Source organism: Methylobacterium mesophilicum, assembly GCF_022179445.1.
Classification (GTDB): Bacteria; Pseudomonadota; Alphaproteobacteria; order Rhizobiales; family Beijerinckiaceae; genus Methylobacterium; species Methylobacterium mesophilicum.
Genome location: NZ_BPQU01000004.1, coordinates 71,372 through 88,312, shown reverse-complemented (window position 1 = coordinate 88,312; position 16,941 = coordinate 71,372). Strand labels below are relative to the sequence as shown.

At 71.1% G+C, this 16,941-nt stretch carries 16 protein-coding genes; 7 read left to right on the top strand and 9 right to left on the bottom strand.

Annotated elements, in window-relative coordinates:
* Positions 1–40: 40 nt before the first annotated feature.
* The gene (gene grpE / locus MFF40_RS06425; RefSeq protein ID WP_415623915.1) at positions 41–670 is read left to right on the top strand and encodes a nucleotide exchange factor GrpE; all 630 of its coding nucleotides are present in this window, start codon (positions 41–43) and stop codon (positions 668–670) included.
* Here the strand turns inward: grpE and MFF40_RS06420 are convergent, their stop codons facing one another.
* The gene (locus tag MFF40_RS06420; protein ID WP_147856874.1) at positions 671–1,063 is read right to left on the bottom strand and encodes a phospholipase A2 family protein; all 393 of its coding nucleotides are present in this window, start codon (positions 1,061–1,063) and stop codon (positions 671–673) included.
* A gap of 1,004 nt (positions 1,064–2,067) precedes the next feature.
* Here MFF40_RS06420 and MFF40_RS06415 point away from each other — a divergent pair.
* Positions 2,068–2,913 (top strand): DUF6502 family protein, encoded by an 846-nt coding sequence (locus MFF40_RS06415; protein WP_147856875.1) that lies wholly within the window; start codon positions 2,068–2,070, stop codon positions 2,911–2,913.
* A gap of 11 nt (positions 2,914–2,924) precedes the next feature.
* On the top strand, positions 2,925–4,232 hold the full coding sequence (locus MFF40_RS06410; RefSeq protein WP_238259978.1) for a DUF5666 domain-containing protein: 1,308 nt from the start codon (positions 2,925–2,927) through the stop codon (positions 4,230–4,232).
* Between the two features lie 103 nt (positions 4,233–4,335).
* Here the strand turns inward: MFF40_RS06410 and ada are convergent, their stop codons facing one another.
* Complete coding sequence (gene ada, locus MFF40_RS06405) at positions 4,336–5,400, bottom strand: bifunctional DNA-binding transcriptional regulator/O6-methylguanine-DNA methyltransferase Ada (RefSeq protein WP_147899122.1); 1,065 nt, start codon at positions 5,398–5,400, stop codon at positions 4,336–4,338.
* Between the two features lie 184 nt (positions 5,401–5,584).
* Here ada and MFF40_RS06400 point away from each other — a divergent pair, with 184 nt between their 5' ends.
* Positions 5,585–6,583 (top strand): alginate O-acetyltransferase AlgX-related protein, encoded by a 999-nt coding sequence (locus MFF40_RS06400; protein ID WP_147854420.1) that lies wholly within the window; start codon positions 5,585–5,587, stop codon positions 6,581–6,583.
* Between the two features lie 97 nt (positions 6,584–6,680).
* Here MFF40_RS06400 and MFF40_RS06395 read toward each other — a convergent pair whose 3' ends face one another.
* On the bottom strand, positions 6,681–7,427 hold the full coding sequence (locus MFF40_RS06395; protein WP_147854419.1) for a YebC/PmpR family DNA-binding transcriptional regulator: 747 nt from the start codon (positions 7,425–7,427) through the stop codon (positions 6,681–6,683).
* Between the two features lie 162 nt (positions 7,428–7,589).
* Here MFF40_RS06395 and MFF40_RS06390 point away from each other — a divergent pair, with 162 nt between their 5' ends.
* The gene (locus tag MFF40_RS06390) at positions 7,590–7,787 is read left to right on the top strand and encodes a hypothetical protein (protein ID WP_187278137.1); all 198 of its coding nucleotides are present in this window, start codon (positions 7,590–7,592) and stop codon (positions 7,785–7,787) included.
* Positions 7,788–7,799: 12 nt separating this feature from the next.
* Here MFF40_RS06390 and MFF40_RS06385 read toward each other — a convergent pair whose 3' ends face one another.
* The 6 genes from MFF40_RS06385 to MFF40_RS06360 form a co-directional block, all read right to left on the bottom strand.
* Positions 7,800–9,896 (bottom strand): methyl-accepting chemotaxis protein, encoded by a 2,097-nt coding sequence (locus MFF40_RS06385; protein WP_238259976.1) that lies wholly within the window; start codon positions 9,894–9,896, stop codon positions 7,800–7,802.
* A gap of 449 nt (positions 9,897–10,345) precedes the next feature.
* Positions 10,346–11,095: an HAD-IA family hydrolase gene (locus MFF40_RS06380; protein ID WP_147854417.1), complete on the bottom strand. Its 750-nt coding sequence runs from the start codon at positions 11,093–11,095 to the stop codon at positions 10,346–10,348.
* Positions 11,089–11,775: a ribulose-phosphate 3-epimerase gene (gene rpe, locus MFF40_RS06375; RefSeq protein WP_147898218.1), complete on the bottom strand. Its 687-nt coding sequence runs from the start codon at positions 11,773–11,775 to the stop codon at positions 11,089–11,091. The genes MFF40_RS06380 and rpe overlap by 7 nt, the downstream gene beginning before the upstream one ends.
* Before the next feature lie 83 nt (positions 11,776–11,858).
* The gene (locus MFF40_RS06370) at positions 11,859–12,272 is read right to left on the bottom strand and encodes an NUDIX domain-containing protein (RefSeq protein ID WP_147854415.1); all 414 of its coding nucleotides are present in this window, start codon (positions 12,270–12,272) and stop codon (positions 11,859–11,861) included.
* Between the two features lie 366 nt (positions 12,273–12,638).
* Positions 12,639–13,499 carry a phosphoribulokinase gene (locus tag MFF40_RS06365; RefSeq protein WP_147854414.1) on the bottom strand — a complete coding sequence of 287 codons (861 nt, stop codon included), beginning with the start codon at positions 13,497–13,499 and terminating at the stop codon, positions 12,639–12,641.
* A gap of 22 nt (positions 13,500–13,521) precedes the next feature.
* Entirely contained in the window at positions 13,522–14,577 is a 1,056-nt protein-coding gene (locus tag MFF40_RS06360; protein WP_238259973.1) for a class 1 fructose-bisphosphatase, read from the bottom strand.
* Between the two features lie 181 nt (positions 14,578–14,758).
* On the opposite strand from MFF40_RS06360, the gene MFF40_RS06355 reads away from it, so the two are divergent.
* Both MFF40_RS06355 and MFF40_RS06350 read left to right on the top strand, forming a co-directional pair.
* Positions 14,759–15,700: a LysR family transcriptional regulator gene (locus MFF40_RS06355; RefSeq protein ID WP_147854412.1), complete on the top strand. Its 942-nt coding sequence runs from the start codon at positions 14,759–14,761 to the stop codon at positions 15,698–15,700.
* On the top strand, positions 15,697–16,938 hold the full coding sequence (locus tag MFF40_RS06350; protein WP_238259971.1) for an NAD(P)/FAD-dependent oxidoreductase: 1,242 nt from the start codon (positions 15,697–15,699) through the stop codon (positions 16,936–16,938). The genes MFF40_RS06355 and MFF40_RS06350 overlap by 4 nt, the downstream gene beginning before the upstream one ends.
* The last annotated feature ends 3 nt before the right edge of the window (positions 16,939–16,941 follow it).

Below are 16,941 nucleotides of genomic sequence, written 5' to 3'. Positions count from 1 at the left end.
TCGATTCTCCTCACCCATTCCCGCCGACGACTGAAACGCGATGACGAGCAACGACATGTCCCAGGACGACCAGCGCCAGACCACGGTCGAGGCCGGTGCCAGCGCGGCCCAGGAGACCGCGTCGCCGGGCACGGGCGCCGCCGGGGCGTCCGTCGATCCGGTGGCCGAGGCCCTGGCCCTCCTCACCGCCGAGCGCGACGAGCTGAAGGACCGGATGCTGCGCACGCTGGCCGAGATGGAGAACCTGCGCCGCCGGACCGAGCGGGAGATCGCGGACGCGCGCGCCTACGCGGTCACCAATTTCGCCCGCGACGTGCTCAACGTGGCCGACAACATCCACCGGGCCCTCGACAGCGTCCCGGCCGACGCGAAGGCCGCCGCGGACGGCGCCTTCAAGGGTCTGATCGACGGCATCGAGCTGACCGAGCGCGACCTGGCCAAGACCCTCGAGCGCCACGGGGTGAAGCCCGTCGAGCCGGAGGGCCAGAAGTTCGACCCGAACCGGCACCAGGCCATGTTCGAGGTACCGAACCCCGATGTCCCGGCCGGCACCGTCGTGCAGGTCGTGCAGACCGGCTACGTGATCGGCGAGCGGGTGCTCCGCCCGGCGCTGGTCGGCGTCGCCAAGGGCGGTCCCAAGCCTGCCGCGAACCCCGCCGACGCCGCCTGATCAGCGCATCTGCGCCGACGCGTCCGCGCAAGGCAGCGCGGTCGCGAAGTCCGCGATGAACCGCGCCGTCTGCCGCGTCTCGACCGGCGCCCGCGGGTCGCGCGCCACCACGCCGGCCTCGACGCCGAGGCGTCGATTGCAGGAGCAGGCCGGCAGCAGCCCCAGGGATGGGTCCGGCCAGCAGGAATCGTGATGCGCGCAGGCGAGGTCGAGCGCGTCGATCGGCGCGTAGCCGGGGCCGCGGTTCCCTGGCCCGCAGAAATTGCCGTAGATCAGGAGGGCGCCCCGGTTTGATGGCCCGGGCGGCACGATCTCCTGCGCGGTCGCAGTGCCGACGGCGAGACCGAGGGTCAGCAGGGCCGTCGCGATGGTGGTCAGGCTGGGAGCGTTCACGGCCGATCCTGCATCGGTGATGCCTCCTGACGCCGCGCGGCGGTACCGGCGCGGCATTCGACATCCGTGTCACCGGGCTGGCGCGGACGATCCCGGCCGGCCGATGGATTCGCGGAGCCGAACGCCGTGCATTGCGGCCGAGCGCAACGATATCGTCAAGATCGATCGCCACGAATGTTGACTAAAATCGGTACTTCACACCGGCGCGCGTCAACGCGGTTCCCGAATCCTGTTTGCCGGCACCGCAATACGCCGGATCGCTGGCGTTGTAGTATCTCGCTCGGGTGAGCCGGTGGTCGGATCGGAGAGGTCCAGCCCCTCCACCCTGGCGGAGCATCCTTCCATAGCTGTGTGTGCCAAATCGCGTCTTCGAGGCCCCTGCCCGGCGCAACAGCCGAGCGCGTGCCGCGCCAGGGCGGCGGTCGCGCGAGGCTTCAGAGGGCGAGCAGCAGCAGCCCGACGACGGTCACGGAGAGGATGAGGCAGAGCGCGAGATCGAGGATCGGTGCCCCGCCGCAGTTCGGCGCCTGCCGGTCGCGGTCGGTCATGATCCTGGACACGGCGATCACGAACGGGAACCCGCGCGCGGGCGGCCTAGCGTGGCATCTCTTTGCAGGTGCGGGTGCCCATAGGCATCGGGAGCTGCGTCCTGTGACGCCTTCGTCGCGTCGGCACGATGAGCCGTGTCCGCGACGGCGGTGCCGAAGGCCGGCAGTGCGAGCGCGGTCAGCAGGCAGGCGATCCGCCTGAGCCGCGGCATGGGATCGGATTGGCGGGATCGAGAGGGCGCCTTCGCGGGTAGCGTGAGCGGCGGCAGCGCCTCGGCGACCAGTCTACGCGTCTTTGCACTCATCGTCCCGGCCCCATCAATGACGTGGGAAATTTGACCACGCTTTCCGACTACGTGTGTAAAATTCCCACGTCAACGGAAAATCGCCGGTCGAGCGTGTGGACGCGCACGCCGTGGGATTGTCTCCCACGACACATCGTCTAACCATGCGACCATGTCCGAGACCGCAGACACGAAACCGGAGGGCGCCAGCCTGCACGCGCCGCTGGCCCGGCTCCTGCGCCCGCTGGTCCGCCTGCTCGTGGCCCGGGGAATCACGTTCCCGGCGCTCACAGACCTGTTGCGCGAGCTCTACGTGAACGTCGCCGAGTACGACTTCGCCCTGCCCGGCAAGGAGCAGACCGACAGCCGGGTCTCCCTGTTGACCGGCATCCATCGCAAGGAGGTGCGGCGCCTGCGCGGGGCCGGGGCGCCGGTGAGCGCGGTTCCGGCCGTGGTCTCGCGCACGAGCCGGATCATCGCCCGCTGGATCGCCGACCCGGCCTTCACCGATCCGCAGGGCCAGCCGCTGCCGCTGCCGCGGACCGCGGATGCGGGCGCGCCGTCCTTCGAGGCTCTGGTCTCCGGCATCACCCGCGACCTGCGTCCCCGCGCGGTGCTCGACGAATGGCTCGACCGCGGGCTCGCCTTCCTGGACCCGCAGGACCGGATCGTTCTGGCTGAGGCGGCCTACGTGCCGCGCGGGGACGGCGCGGCCGAGCCGCAGCTCTACTATTTCGGCCGCAACCTGCACGACCATATCGCGGCGAGCGTCGCCAACATCGTCGGCGACAAACCGCGCTTCCTCGAGCGGGCCGTGCATTACGACGGGCTGTCCGAAGCGCTTGCGGCCAAGCTCGAGGCGCGGGCGCGCGAGATCGCCATGGAGGCCCTGCAGCAGGCCAACCGGGAGGCGCATGCCGCCTGCCAGACCGATTCCGGCGGCGATCACCGCTGGAATTTCGGCCTCTACGTCTACGCCGAGGCCGCGCCGCCGGCCCGGTCCACGGACGGGCGCTGAGAGGCCGGCCGGTGCGCTCCTCGCCAAACCGCCGGTTCGTCCTGCGCCTGCTCGCGGGCACCGCAACGCTGCTGCCGGGCGCCGCCCGGCCCCAGGAGAACCCGCGCGACCAGGGCATCGGCGGCACCGGCATGAAGATGACCGACGAGCCGAAGGACGGTGCCCTCGGCGAGGGCGATCGCGGCATCGGCGGCACGGGGGTGATCGGCACGATCCGCCGCTTCGGCTCGATCGTCGTCAACGACCTGCGCATCGCCTACCCGCCCGAGGTCGCGGTGGAGATCGACGGGGAGCCCGCCAAGGCGGCCGACCTGAAGATCGGCCATGTCGTGCACGTGGTCGCCCGGCCGGAGCACGGCGGCCTCGGCACAAGCCGCATCGACGTGGCCAGCGAGGTGGTCGGGCCGGTGGAATCGCTCGCGCCCGGGCGGATGATCGTGCTCGGCCAGCGGGTCTCCACCGGGAACCTCACGGGGGACTGGAAGCCCGGCACCCGCGTCGCCGTGAGCGGCCTGCGCCGGCCGGACGGCGTGATCGTGGCGAGCCTGATCGAGCCGCGCAGCTTCGGGCCCGACCGCGTCGCCGGGCCGGTGCGCCGCGACGCGGGCGGCGGCCTTTCCATCGGAGGCCTCCGCCTGAAGGGCGCCGACGCCCTGCTCCCGGGCCAGCGCGCCCTGGTGACCGGCGCCACCGAGGCCGGCGCCTTCGCCGTGACCAACGCCGCCCAGGTCGGGCTGCCGTTCCCGCCCGGCCTGAGGACGCTGTCGGTCGAAGCCTATATCGGCCGCGCCGGCGGGGGACTGGACCTCGGCTCGGGCCTCGCCGTGTCGGGACGCGCGGGGTTGCGGGTGCCGCGCCAGGGCAGCGTCCGCGGCGTGCTCACCGCCGACATCGCCCCGGATGGCAGGCTCACCATGGAGCGGCTCCGGATCGACGACCGGATCGCGCCCGATCGCCTGCAGTCGCCGGACGCGCCGCGGTTCGAGCGGGAGCGCGACCGCCTCGACCTGCAGAAGCTGCCCGACCTGCCCGAATTGCCCCGCGACGTCCCCGGACGCCTCGGCGCCGAGCCCGGCAACCGGCAGAGCCCGTTCGGGGGGCTCGGCGGCTCCCCGGGCCCGACGATCGACACCCGGCCCGGGGCCGGCCGCATCCCCGGCGCGGACGGCCCCGGCGGATTCGGACCGCCGCGCGGCGGCTTCGGCGGCGCACCGGGCGGTAGTCCCGGCGCGGTCCCGGGAGCCCCCGGCGGAGGATTCGGTGGCCCGGGCGGCGGACCGGGCGGTTTCGGCGGCCCACCCGGCGGCGGCCGGCGCTGAGGCTTGTATCTGCCCGACCTCGCGCGATGGCCAGCTGACGACGTCGTCATGATCGCCGCGTCATTGCGGGACACGCAGCAGAGCGGGTCAGCCGGGCACCGCCTCAGCCCGCCGCCTCGCGCGCGAGCAGGTCGCGCTTGCGGTCCACGCCCCAGCGGTAGCCCGACAGGGATCCGTCCGAGCGGACCACCCGGTGGCACGGGATCGCCACCGCCAGGTGGTTCGCCCCGCAGGCCTGGGCGACGGCCCGCATGGACGTGGGCGCCCCGATGGCGCGGGCGATGTCCGCGTAGGTGGCGGTCGATCCGACCGGGATCGCCCGCAGGGCCGCCCAGACGCGCTGCTGGAACGCGGTGCCGCGGATGTCGAGGGGCAGGTCGAGGCCGGTGCCCGGCGCCTCCACGAGCCCGATGACCCGCGCCATCCAGGCCTCGAACGCGGGGTCGCCCCCCTCGATCTCGGCCCCCGGAAACCGGTCCTGCAGGTCGCGGACGAGAAGTTCGGGGTCGTCGCCGAGCAGGATCGCGCAGAGGCCGGCCTCCGTGGCGGCGACCAGGATCGCCCCCAGGCTGCAGGCGCCGACACCGAAGCGCATGCGGATGCCGAGCCCGCCCTTGCGATAGGCCGCAGGCGCCATGCCGAGACGCTCGGCGGCGCCGGCGTAGAACCGGCTCGCGGTCGCGTAGCCGGCGTCATAGAGCGCCGCCGTGACGGTGGTGGCCTTCGGCAGCGCGGCGGCCAGGGCCCCGGCTCGTCGGGCTTCCGCGTAGGCCTTGGGGGTCACCCCGGTGGCGGCCTTGAACACCCGGTGGAAATGGTAGGCGCTCAGACCCGCGGCGCGGGCGAGTTCGGAGAGCGGCGGCATCGTCTCGGCGGACTCGATCAGCCGGCAGGCCCGGGCCACCGCCTCGGCCCGGCGCGCGGCGGGGCCGGGCTCGTCCGGCCTGCAGCGCCGGCACGGCCGGAAGCCCGCTTCCTCCGCCTCCGCGCAGGTGCGGTGGAAGGTGACGTTCTCGGGCCGGGCCGCCCGCGACGGGCAACTCGGGCGGCAATACACCCCGGTGGTGCGGACCGCGTACACGAAGGTGCCGTCCGCCCGCCCGTCGCGGGCGGCGAGCGCCGCCCGGCGCGCGGCCTCCTCGGGATCGGCTGTCGGGGGAACGCTCATGGCGGGACTATGCGGCGGCGCAGGCGCGTTGGGGAGGGGCAGGCGGGGACGAGGCAAGCGGGGAACGGACATGACGGCACCTGCCGGACGGGTATATCGAACGCCCGTCACCCTGCCGTCCCGCGGCCCCGCCCGCATCCCGCCCCTTGCTGCCGAATTCCCGATCCCACCCCCCGAGTGCGTCATGGCGTCGAGCAATACCGATCACATCCATGTCGGGCGGGACAGCTGGCTGTTCCTGAAGACCGGGACCAACGACATCCTGGGGCAGTTGGAGCGGCCGGAGGCGATGGCCGAGCTGATCTGGGCGTGGCGCAGCCTCGTGTCCAACCGGGAGCGGCGGCTGCGGGCGCTCGGCATCCGGTATCGCCACGTGGTCGCGCCGGACAAGCTGGTGATCTACGACAACCACCTGGACGGGATCACCATCGCGCCGGCGGCCTCGCCGGCCAACCGGCTGCTCCACGCGGAGCCGGACCTGGGTCCCGCGTGGCGGCGGGGGCCGCGGGCCCTCTACGCGGATTGGCGGCGCCGGAAGCGCTGGCGGCAGACCTGCATTGACCTGGTGGCGCCGATGCGGGCCGCCCGGGACACCGTCGACCTCTATTGCCGGACCGACACCCATTGGAGCTTCGACGGCTGCTACCTGGCCTATGCCGAGATCTGCCGGGCCTTCGGGACGGAGCCGCGGGCGGACCTGCGGGACCGGCCGTTCACGCCGGTCGATCATGACGGCGACCTCGGCAGCGCCTTCGACCCGCCGCGCCGGGCGCCGTCACGGGCCTACCGGATCCAGCGGGATTCCCTGCGGACCTATGCCAGCCCGATCGTCGAAGCGCGCGAGAAGGCCGGCCTGCTGCACACGCTGCACGGCGGCGCCAACGTGGCCTACCGCAACGAGACGGCGGCCGATCCGCGCCGGCTGGCGCTGTTCGGCGACTCATTCTCGCACGTCATGCCGTACATGCTGACGATCCTGCTGGCCGAGACCTTCCGCGAGGTGCACTTCGTCTGGAGCACGTCGCTCGACTGGTCCTACATCGCGCGGACGAAGCCAGATTTGGTCCTCACCGAGGTGGCCGAGCGGTTCATGGCCCAGCTGCCCGACGACAGCTTCTCGCTGGACGCCTACGTGCAGGAGCGGTTCGGCGCCGAACTGGCGGCCCAGGCAGGCGAGCCCTAGAGCATCGTTCCGAAAGGTGGCGGCCGGCTTTCGGAAAAAGACGAGGCGGATCAAGAAGCTAGCGCATCGTGCCGGTTCCGATATTCGGCACGATGCGCTAGCCCTCGAGCTTGGCCATCAGCGCATCGGACAGCGCGAAGTTGACGTAGACGTGCTGCACGTCGTCCTGGTCCTCGATCACCTCGACCAGGCGGATCAGCTTCTCGCCGGTCTCGTCATCGACGTCGATCGTGTTCTGCGCCTTCCAGACCAGGCCGGTGCGGCTCGGCTCACCGAACCGGGCCTCCAGGGCCTTGGCGACCTCGCCGTAGGATTCCTGCGCGCAGACGACCTCGTGGCCGTCCTCGCTGGAGCTGACGTCGTCGGCCCCCGCCTCGATCGCCGCCTCCAGCATCGTGTCGGCGTCGGCGACGTTCGCCGGGAAGCCGATCACGCCGACCCGGTCGAACATGAACGCCACGGCGCCGGTCTCGGCGAGGCTGCCGCCGGACTTGGTGAAGGCCGAGCGCACGTCCGAGGCGGTGCGGTTGCGGTTGTCGGTCTGCGCCTCGACGATCAGCGCGGCGCCGCCCGGGCCGTAGCCCTCGTAGCGGATGTCCTCGTAGGTCTCGCCATCCGCCCCGGCCGCCTTCTTGATGGCGCGCTCGATGTTGTCCTTGGGCACATTCTCGGCGCGGGCCGCGATGATCGCCGCGCGCAGGCGTGCGTTCATGGCCGGGTCCGGCGTGCCGAGCTTGGCCGCCACAGTGATCTCGCGGGCGAGCTTGCCGAACACCTTCGAGCGGACCGCGTCCACCCGGCCCTTCCGGTGCATGATGTTCTTGAACTGCGAATGGCCTGCCATGGCGTGTGAGACTTTGTTCGTTGGCGAGGGCGGGAATCCGGGACCCCGCCGTCGCGGCTGTGAGGTCGCCGCGTTATAGGCCGCCGGCTTCCGACGAAGCAACGCGCCACCCGATCGTCACGACCGGGGAAAGATCGCCCGCGCCGGGCGTTGGCGCCGGACATGTCAGCTGGAAACCCGATGCCGCGCCGGACCGAACACAGCAGGACGGCGACGACGCCCCCGGCCGCCGACCGCCGCTGGCTCAAGCTCGGGATCGCCACGCTGCTCGGCGTGGCCGCTGGCACGATGCTGTTCGCCACGGAGGCGCAGGGGCGGCAAGCGGCAAGACGCGTGAGCCGCCCACGAGCCGGCTCGTAAGCGGTCCCCGCCTCACGCTGCCCGGACGGTGGCCAGGAAGCGCCCGACTTCGACCGTGAGCTGCTCCGACTGACGCGACAGCTCCGAGGCCGAGGTCAGAACCTCGCCCGCCGCCGCGCCGGTCTTCTCCGCCGCCCCGGCCACGCCCGTGATGGTGCGGGTCACCGCGCCGGTGCCGGAGGCCGCCTGACCGACGTTGCGGACGATCTCCTGGGTCGCCGCATCCTGCTGCTCCACCGCCGCCGCGATCGAGGCGGACACGGTGCTGATCTCCCGGATGCGGCCGGCGATCTGCCCGATCGCCCTGGTGGCCTCGCCCGTAACACCCTGGACCTCACCGATCTGCTGGCCGATCTCGCCGGTGGCCTTGGCGGTTTGGTCGGCCAGCGCCTTGACCTCCGCGGCCACCACCGCGAACCCCCTGCCGGCCTCGCCGGCGCGGGCCGCCTCGATGGTGGCGTTGAGCGCCAGCAGGTTGGTTTGGGCGGCGATGCCCGAGATCAGCCCGACCACTTCACCGATCTTGGCCACGCTCGCGGTCAGGGCGCTCACGAGCGCAGCGGTCTGGTCCGCTTCGCCCACCGCGGTCCGGGCCAGATCCGCCGAGCCGGCGACCTGCCGGCCGATCTCCTGCACCGAAGCGCCCAGTTCCTCGGCGGCGGCCGCCACGGTGCCGACATTGGACGCGGCCTGCTCAGAGGCGGCCGCGACCGTGGTCGACCGTTCCGCCGTCTCGGCCGCCGTCGTCGCCAGGGTCTGCGCCGTGGCCTGCAAGGCGCCGGCCGACGCCGAGACCGTGCCCACGATCCCGCCGGTCGCCCGCTCGAACGCGTCGGCCATCTGGTGCATCGCCGCCCGGCGCTGTTCCTCGGCGAGGCGCCGGGCCTCGGAGGATTCCGCCTCCAGCGCCGCGGTCCGGATCAGGTTGTCCTTGAACACCTGCACGGCCCCGGCCATCGCGCCGAGTTCGTCCCGATTCTGCGTGCCCGGCACGGGCGTCTCGACCGCGCCCCCGGCCAGGCGCCGCATGGCTTCGGCGAGCCCGAGGATCCGTCGTACGATACGGACCTGCACGATCAGGATCGCCGCCACCGCGAGGCCGGCCGCGAGCAGGATCGCCGCGATGGCGAGCATGAGATCCTGGCGGGCCTCGGCGGCGGCGGTCCGCGTCTGATCGACCGCGGCGGAGATGACTGCGATCGCCGCATCCGACACGGCCTTCTGGCCGGTGACGACCCCGGCATCCCACTCCACGTTCGGGACCGAGATCCTGCGCCCATCCGAGATGGCGGCGGCGATGGCCTGGCGGTGCTCGGCCATGCGCCCGCCGAAGTAGGTGGCGTTGGCCCGGGCATACATGTCGCGCACGGCGGCATCCATACCGCCGATCTCGATGGTGCGCTTGGCGACCTGCCAGGCCGTCAAAGCCTGTGTGTCGGCAATGCTCAGCTGTGTCCCTTCCGCGGGCGTGGCGGGACGGCCGCTCGCCAGGAGCCCGCTGATGATGGCCGCGGCACGGCCGCTGCTCGTGCGCGTGAGCCAGATCGCCGCCCGGGCGTCGAGGAAGCTGCCGAAGGCGGGGGCGAGGGCCTGGATATGCGCCTCGGTCGCGTCGGAGGCCGCTTCCAGCGCGATCAGGAACCGGTTGCCGACCTCGTCCAGTTGCTTGCGCAGGGACGGGTCCCGGCCGGCAAGGGGCTGATCGAGGGCCGGGTCCACGGCCGGACGCAGCCGCCGCCACGTATCGACGAAGGATTGCAGTTCGACGCCCCTGGCTTTCAGGGCGGCATCAGTCACCCCTCTCAGATCGGCGAGGGCGCCGTCGATAGCGGTGTCGAAGGCCTGGCGGCCATCCAGGGCGGTCTGCCGGTGGACGCGGTTGGCGTCGAGCTCCTCCAGGAGGGCCGTCATGTTCCACCCCCGCTCGATACGAAGCTGCGTCAGGCTCGTGAACAGGTTGCGGTCGATCGCCATGTAGGCGGCGACCTGATCGGCCAGATCCGAGCGCGCCTTGCTGCGGACCAGTTGCAACGCGGCCAAGCCGATCGCGACGGCACTGACGAGGGCGACGATCGCAACAATTGTAAAGCGAATTGAAAGCTTAGGCACAGCCAACCACCGACAAATCAAGATATCAGATCTTAAATTCGGATCGGGGACAAAGCTATGGATTTTTTATTCATTTTGACTTGGATTATTGAGCAAAAGCAATGACTATTCAGAACGTTTATATTTTTCATATTTGAAAGATCGCGGATTTTGTCATTATATAACTTCCAAGTATTCCGTTTGGCTGCTCATTCATGTCGCAACGAATGTGTGACCCCGGTTGGGAGGCAGCGGCTCAAAACAGCCTTCCGCGGCAGGCCCGATGCCCGCCGCGCACATGCCCCGCTTAAGCCTTGCGTGATCGAGAAGGATGGCGCGCGTGTTCGGGAGGCGTCGCGACTGCAGGCAGCTCAGAGCATGCCGGCGCTCGTCAGCGTCGAGATTGGCCGTCTCGGGCTTTCGTAGAACCAGCCGGCATCGATGCCGGTCGCGGGGGCGAGGCAGCCGGTTCAGCGAAGTCCCGCATGCCAAGCCCGCAAAGCGGCCAGCGTCACCACGTCGCCCGGCCATTCAAGTCCGGCGAGGTGTCGGTGCGGGTGGCCCGGCTCGCCGAGATCGGAGACCGCCGAGAAGGCGCCGTCGAGGCGGTGGCTGTCGGTGTAGCGGCTGCGGGTCGCCAGGACCGGCAGGCCGGCGGCGCGGGCCGACGCGATGCCGGGGGCGGAATCCTCGAACGCCACGGCCTGCACGGCCGGGACGTCGAGGCGGTCCAGGGCCAGCTGGAACACGTCCGGTGCGGGCTTCTTGCGCGCGGCCTCGTCGCCGGCCGCGATCACGTCGAAGGGCGTGTCGTCCGGTCCGAAATTCGCCGCGAGGAGCCGGTCGACGTTGGGCCGGCTGGTGGTGGTGGCGATGGCCAGGCGCAGGCCGGCGTTCCGGGCCTCGCCGATCAGCCGGGCGATCCCCGGGCGCAGGGGCAGGCCGTCCCCGGTCACGAGGCCGCCATACGCGATCGTCTTGCGGGCGTGGATCTCGGGCGCCCGGGCGTGGAGCGACGCCGCCTCGCCCGGATGGTGCGTGTCGATGTAGTGGGTGAGCCGTTCCTTGCCGCCCATCACGGTGAGCAGGTCGGCATAGAGCGCCGGGTCCCAGCGCCAGGGCAGGTCCAGGTCCGCGAAGGCGCGGTTGAACGCCTGCCGGTGCAGGTCCTCGGTCTCGGCGAGCGTGCCGTCGACGTCGAAGATCAGCGCCCTCAGCACGAGAGGTCGCGACCGGAGGCGCCCTCCGCGCCGGCCCGGATCGCCGCGATGCGCTCCGCGTAGGCGTCGAGACCGCCGCCGAAGACCGCGTTGCCGGCCACGAACGTGTCGGCGCCGGCGCGGCTTGCCGCCTTCACGGTCTCGGCGTCGATGCCGCCGTCGACCTGGATGCGGATGTCGCGGCCGGCCACCATGGCCCGCACCCGCGCCACCGCCTCCATGCTGCTCTTGAGGAATTTTTGGCCGCCGAAGCCCGGATTGACGGTCATCACCAGCACGAGATCCACGATGTCGAGCACCGGCTCGACCAGCGCGGCGGGGGTGCCGGGGTTGATCGCCACGCCGGCGCGCTTGCCGAGGTCGCGGATGGTCTGGAGCGAGCGGTGGATGTGCGGCCCGGCCTCGGCATGGACCGTGATCCCGTCGGCGCCGGCCTCTGCGAAGGCCGCGAGATACGGGTCGGCCGGCGCGATCATCAGGTGCACGTCGAAGAATTTTTGCGTGTGCGGGCGCAGCGCCTTCACCACCGGAGGGCCGAAGGTGATGTTGGGCACGAAATGCCCGTCCATCACGTCGAGATGGATCCAGTCGGCCCCGGCCGCGTCCACGGCGCGGGTCTCCTCGGCGAGGCGGGCGAAGTCGGCCGAGAGGATCGACGGGGCGATGACGGGAGGCAGCATGCGGTATCCGGGATCGGGCGGGCCGGGGCGAGCGCTGAAGGCCGATGTGGTTGGATCCATTTACGTCGGCTCGCCGGCTCTTCCTACCCCTGCGTGTCAGCCTGTCGGATGAGTGCGATGGCGGTCTTCGCCGCCAGCGTCAGGGGCTGCGGCGGCGCCTCCAGGTCGAACCAGTCCAGACCGTCATGCTTCTCGGGCTCGACGAGCCGCGGCGCCCGGGAATAGGCATCCACCCGATAGACCGGCGCGACCCAGTGGATACCCGCATCGGCATCGATGTGATCCACGACGCAGAGCAGCGTGACCGGCTCGATCCCGATACCGAGCTCCTCGGCGACCTCGCGCTTCACCGCATCGGCCACGGGCTCGAACAGGTCGACCTTGCCGCCCGCCAGCCCCCAATGCCCGGCCTCCGGCTCGGTCCTCCGGCGCAACAGCAGGATGCGCCCGTCGACGACGATGGCGGCCCCGCACCCGACCCGTGGCTCCACCTGCACGATCCGGCATCCCGTTTGTTATGGAATTTGCTGGTGCCACGGTGGCGACCGAGTCGCCAGTGCGGGTGGGAAAGGCGCGCAGCGATCAAAACCGCTCAGTTCTATGCTTCCATCAGCGATGTGCCGGTTCAAGGAGCGATAACGGCGGCTGGATGAACCACCTTGTCATCCCGGGGCCGCGAAGCGGAGCCCGGGATCCATAACCGCAGACGGATGAAGGTCTTGCACAGTCGGCGGCTCTGGATTCCGGGCTCGCCTGCGGCGCCCCGGAATGACAGGGTGGATGCAGGGCATTCATGCCCCCAAACTCCTGGCGCGATTGCCCGCGCGGAATCCTGCGAGCGGGAACGCCCAACCCCAAAAAAATCACGCCAGGCGGCGGCGGCGTTCCACGAGCTGCATGATCATCGGTGTCAGGATCAGCTGCATGGCGAGGTCGAGCTTGCCGCCCGGGATCACGATGGAATTGGCCCGGCTCATGAAGCTGTCGTGGATCATCGACACGAGATACGAGAAGTCGATCCCCTTCGGGTCCTTGAACCGGATCACCACCAGCGACTCGTCGGCGGTGGGGATCCAGCGGGCGATGAACGGGTTCGAGGTGTCGACGGTCGGCACCCGCTGGAAGTTGATGTCCGTGAACGAGAATTGTGGGCAGATGGTCTGCACGTAGTCGGGCATCCGCCGCAGGATCACGTCGGTGACGGCATCCGTGGAATAGCCGCGGAACGAGCGGTCCCGGTGCAGCTTCTGGATCCATTCGAGGTTGATCACCGGCACCACGCCGATCTTCAGGTCGGCGTAGCGGGCGATGTCCACGTCCGGGTCGGCCACGCAGCCGTGCAGGCCCTCGTAGAACAGCAGGTCGGAATCCGGCGGGAACGCCTCCCAATCCGAGAAGCTGCCCTCCGGGATGCCGTAGGCCCGGGCGTCGTGCTGGTCGTGGGCGTAGTGCCGGGTCTGGCCGGTGCCGTTCTCGGCGTAGCTGCGGAACACCGCCTCCAGCTCCGGCAGCAGGTTCGCCCGGGGCGCGAAATGCGACAGCGTCGGCTCGCGCGCCATCATGGCCCGCATGGTGTCGCGGTCGTACGCGTGGAACCCGTCGCCCTCGATGAACACCGCGCGCACGTCTTCCCGGCGGAAGATCTGCTCGAAGGTGTTGCGCACCGAGGTCGTGCCGGCCCCGGAGGAGCCGGTCACCGAGATGATGGGGTGCCGCGCCGACATGATCTTGAACTTCGCGTTGCGATTACGACCGCATCAGGCCGCGCTGGCCGAACAGCGGCGAGCGACCGGCATCGGGCTTGCCGCCGGCATAATAGGCGGCCACGCACGCGACCTCCTCGGTGGAGCCGCAGACCAGGGGCGCACGCTCGTGGATCCCGGTGGCGACCAGGTCGAGGATGCGGGTCTGGCCGTCGGTCGCGGCGCCCCCGGCCTGCTCGACCAGCATCGCCACCGGGGCGACCTCGTAGAGCAGCCGCAGGCGGCCGCGGGCGTAGTTCTTGCGCGCGTCGCCCGGATACAGGAACACGCCGCCGCGGGTCAGCACGCGCTGGATGTCGGCGACCAGGGAGGCAAGCCAGCGCATGTTGTAATCCTTGTCGCGCGGGCCCTCGGTGCCGCGCTGGCAATCCTCGATATAGGCCTTCACGGGGGCGTCCCAGTGCCGGACGTTGGAGGCGTTGATGGCGAATTCCTTGGCCGAGGCCGGAACCGACATGGCTAAGCTAGTCAGGCGGAACGCGCCCTCCTCCCGGTCGAGCACGTAGGATTGGGTGCCGTCGCCGAGCGTCAGGATCAGCGCGGTGGCCGGGCCGTAGGTCACGAAGCCGGCGGCGATCTGGGCGGTGCCCGGGGTGGTGAACGAGGCCAGCGGGTTGGCCGGGTCCTTGATCGACGGGCGGATGCCGAAGATCATCCCCACCGCCATGTTGACGCCGATGTTGGACGAGCCGTCGAGCGGGTCGATCGCCACGGCCAGCGGCGCGTCCGGGTTCAACCGCATCACCGCCTCGGCCTCCTCGGAGGCGACCTCGGCGACGGGGGCGCCCTGCAGGGCGGCGGTCACGCTTTCGTGCGCGATCACGTCCAGCGCCTTCTGCACGTCGCCGTCGCTGTTGTTCTCGCCCGCCGCCGCGAGGTCGCCGCCGAGTGCGCCGCGCCCGATCAGCGCGCTGATCTCCACCGCCGAGCCCGCGATCGCCCGGATCACCGCGGCGGCATCCTTCAGGGCCGGGTTGGCCTCGACCGCCTGCGCCAGGCAGGTTTCGAGAGGCGTCCCGATCGCTGCTGAAATTGCCATCGGCCTGTCTCTCCTGCTCAAATCCCGCCTGCCGGGATCGCGCGTTCCGCGCCGGTCTGTAGCGACCCCTCTACCACCATGATAGCGGGCGGCGCGCCCCGATCGACAAGAACCGGGGACGCCACGCTCAAGATTTCTGGGGGATCTTGTGTCATAGGACAAAAAAAACGAGACCTCCGCCATGCGCAACCTCTCTCTCAAGCAGCTCCAGGCGGTGGCGGCGGTGGCCCGCCTGGGGACGATGACCCGGGCCGCCCAGGAGCTGAACGTCACCTCGGCCGCCCTCTACGCGCGCATCCGCCAGCTGGAGGAAGAGGCCGGGCTGCTGCTGTTCGACCGGACGCCGGGGGGCCTCAAGCCCACCGATGCCGGGCGCGAGATGCTCTGGGCGATCGACAGCATCAACACCGTCCTGGAGACCTGCACCGACCGGCTGCGGACCCTGCGCGGCGCCGAGGGCGGGCGCGTCGCGCTGGGCGTCGTCTCGACGGCCAAATATTTCGCGCCCCAGGTGATCGCGGGCTTCGTCAAGAAGCACCCCGGGGTCGAGATCAGCCTCTCGGTGCGCAACCGCGGCCAGACCGTCGAGGCCCTGCGCGGCTACGAGATCGACTTCGCCGTGATGGGCCGGCCGCCCCGGGACTTCCCGATCGAGGCGGCGACGTTCGGTCCGCACCCGCTGGTGCTGGTGGCGCCCCCCAGCCACCCGCTCGCCGGCCGGACCGGGCTGTCGCGCGAAGACCTGGCCGACCAGCCGTTCTTTTTCCGCGAAGAGGGCTCCGGCACGCGCACGGTCTTCGAGGAGTTCATGAGCGGTATCCTGGTCAAGCGGGCGCTGCTCGACATCGACACCGGCTCCAACGAGACCATCAAGCAATCCGTGATGGCGGGGCTCGGGATCGCGCTCCTGTCGGTCCATTCCGTGGCGGCCGAGGTCGAGAGCGGCCGCCTCGCGCTGCTCGACGTGAAGGGCCTGCCGATCCGGCGCGACTGGTACGCGGTGCGCCGGGCCGACAAGGTGCTGGGCCCGGCGGCCTCGGCGGTCTGGTCCTACCTGATGAGCGACGGCGCGCGCATGCTGCCGGGCGTGACGCTGCCCGAAGTGACCGGGGCCAAGGCGTGAGCGCGGCCGGCATCGTCGTCGCCGGCTCCGGCCAGGCCGGATTCCAGCTGGCCGCCTCGTTGCGCGAGGGCGGGTTTCGGGATCCGATCACCCTGGTGGGCGACGAGACCGCCCTGCCCTACCAGAGGCCGCCCCTGTCCAAGGCCTATCTCGCCGGCAAGACCGACGCCGAGGGTCTGTTCCTGCGCCAGCCCGGCTTCTTCGCCGAGCATGCCATCGCCCACCGCCCCGGCCTCCGCGCTGTCGCGATCGACCGGGCCGGACGGCGCCTTCAGCTCTCGGACGGCCAGAGCCTCGCCTACGACCACCTCGTGCTGGCCACCGGCGCCCGCAACCGGCCGCTGCCGGTGCCGGGGGCCGACTTCCCGAACGTCCGCCAGCTGCGCGGCCTCGACGACGCCGACGCGCTCCGGGCATCGCTCGATGCCGCCCGGTCGATCGTCGTGATCGGCGCCGGCTTCATCGGCCTGGAATTCGCCGCCGTGGCCGCCGCCCGGGGCCTGTCGGTGACCGTGGTCGAGGCGGCCGACCGGCCGATGGCCCGGGCGGTCTCGCCGGAGATCGGGCAATTTTTCCGCACCGCGCACGAGGAGTGGGGCGTGCGCTTCGCGTTCGGGGCCGGCGTGACCGCGATCACCGGGCGAGAGGGCCGCGCCACCGGCATCGTGCTGGCGGACGGGCGGGAGCTTCCCGCCGACGTCATCCTGATCGGCATCGGCGTGCTGCCGAACCGGGAGCTGGCGGCGGAGGCCGGCCTTCCGGCCGAGGACGGCGTGCGGGTCGACGCGTTCCTGGCGACGCCCGATCCCGCGATCTCGGCGATCGGCGACTGCGCCCGCTTCCCGAGCCCGTTCGCGCGCGGGCTCAGCCCGGACGGCACGGTGCGGATCGAGTCGGTGCAGAACGCGATCGACCAGGGCCGCTGCCTCGCCGCGCGGCTCAACGGCAAGCCGGCCGCCTACGGGGCGCTGCCGTGGTTCTGGAGCGACCAGGGTCCGCACAAGCTGCAGATCGCCGGCCTGTCCGGGCCCGGCGATCCCAGCGTGGTTCGGGGCTCCGGCGCGGCCTTCTCGGTGTTCCGCTTCCGGGACGGTTCGCTGAGCGCGGTCGAATCGGTCGACCGGGCGGCCGACCACATGATCGCCCGGCGCATGCTGGCGGCGGGGACGCCGCTCACCCCGGAGCAGGCGGCCGATCCCGTCTTCGACCTCAAGGCGCTGGCGATGGCCCGTCCCTGACCG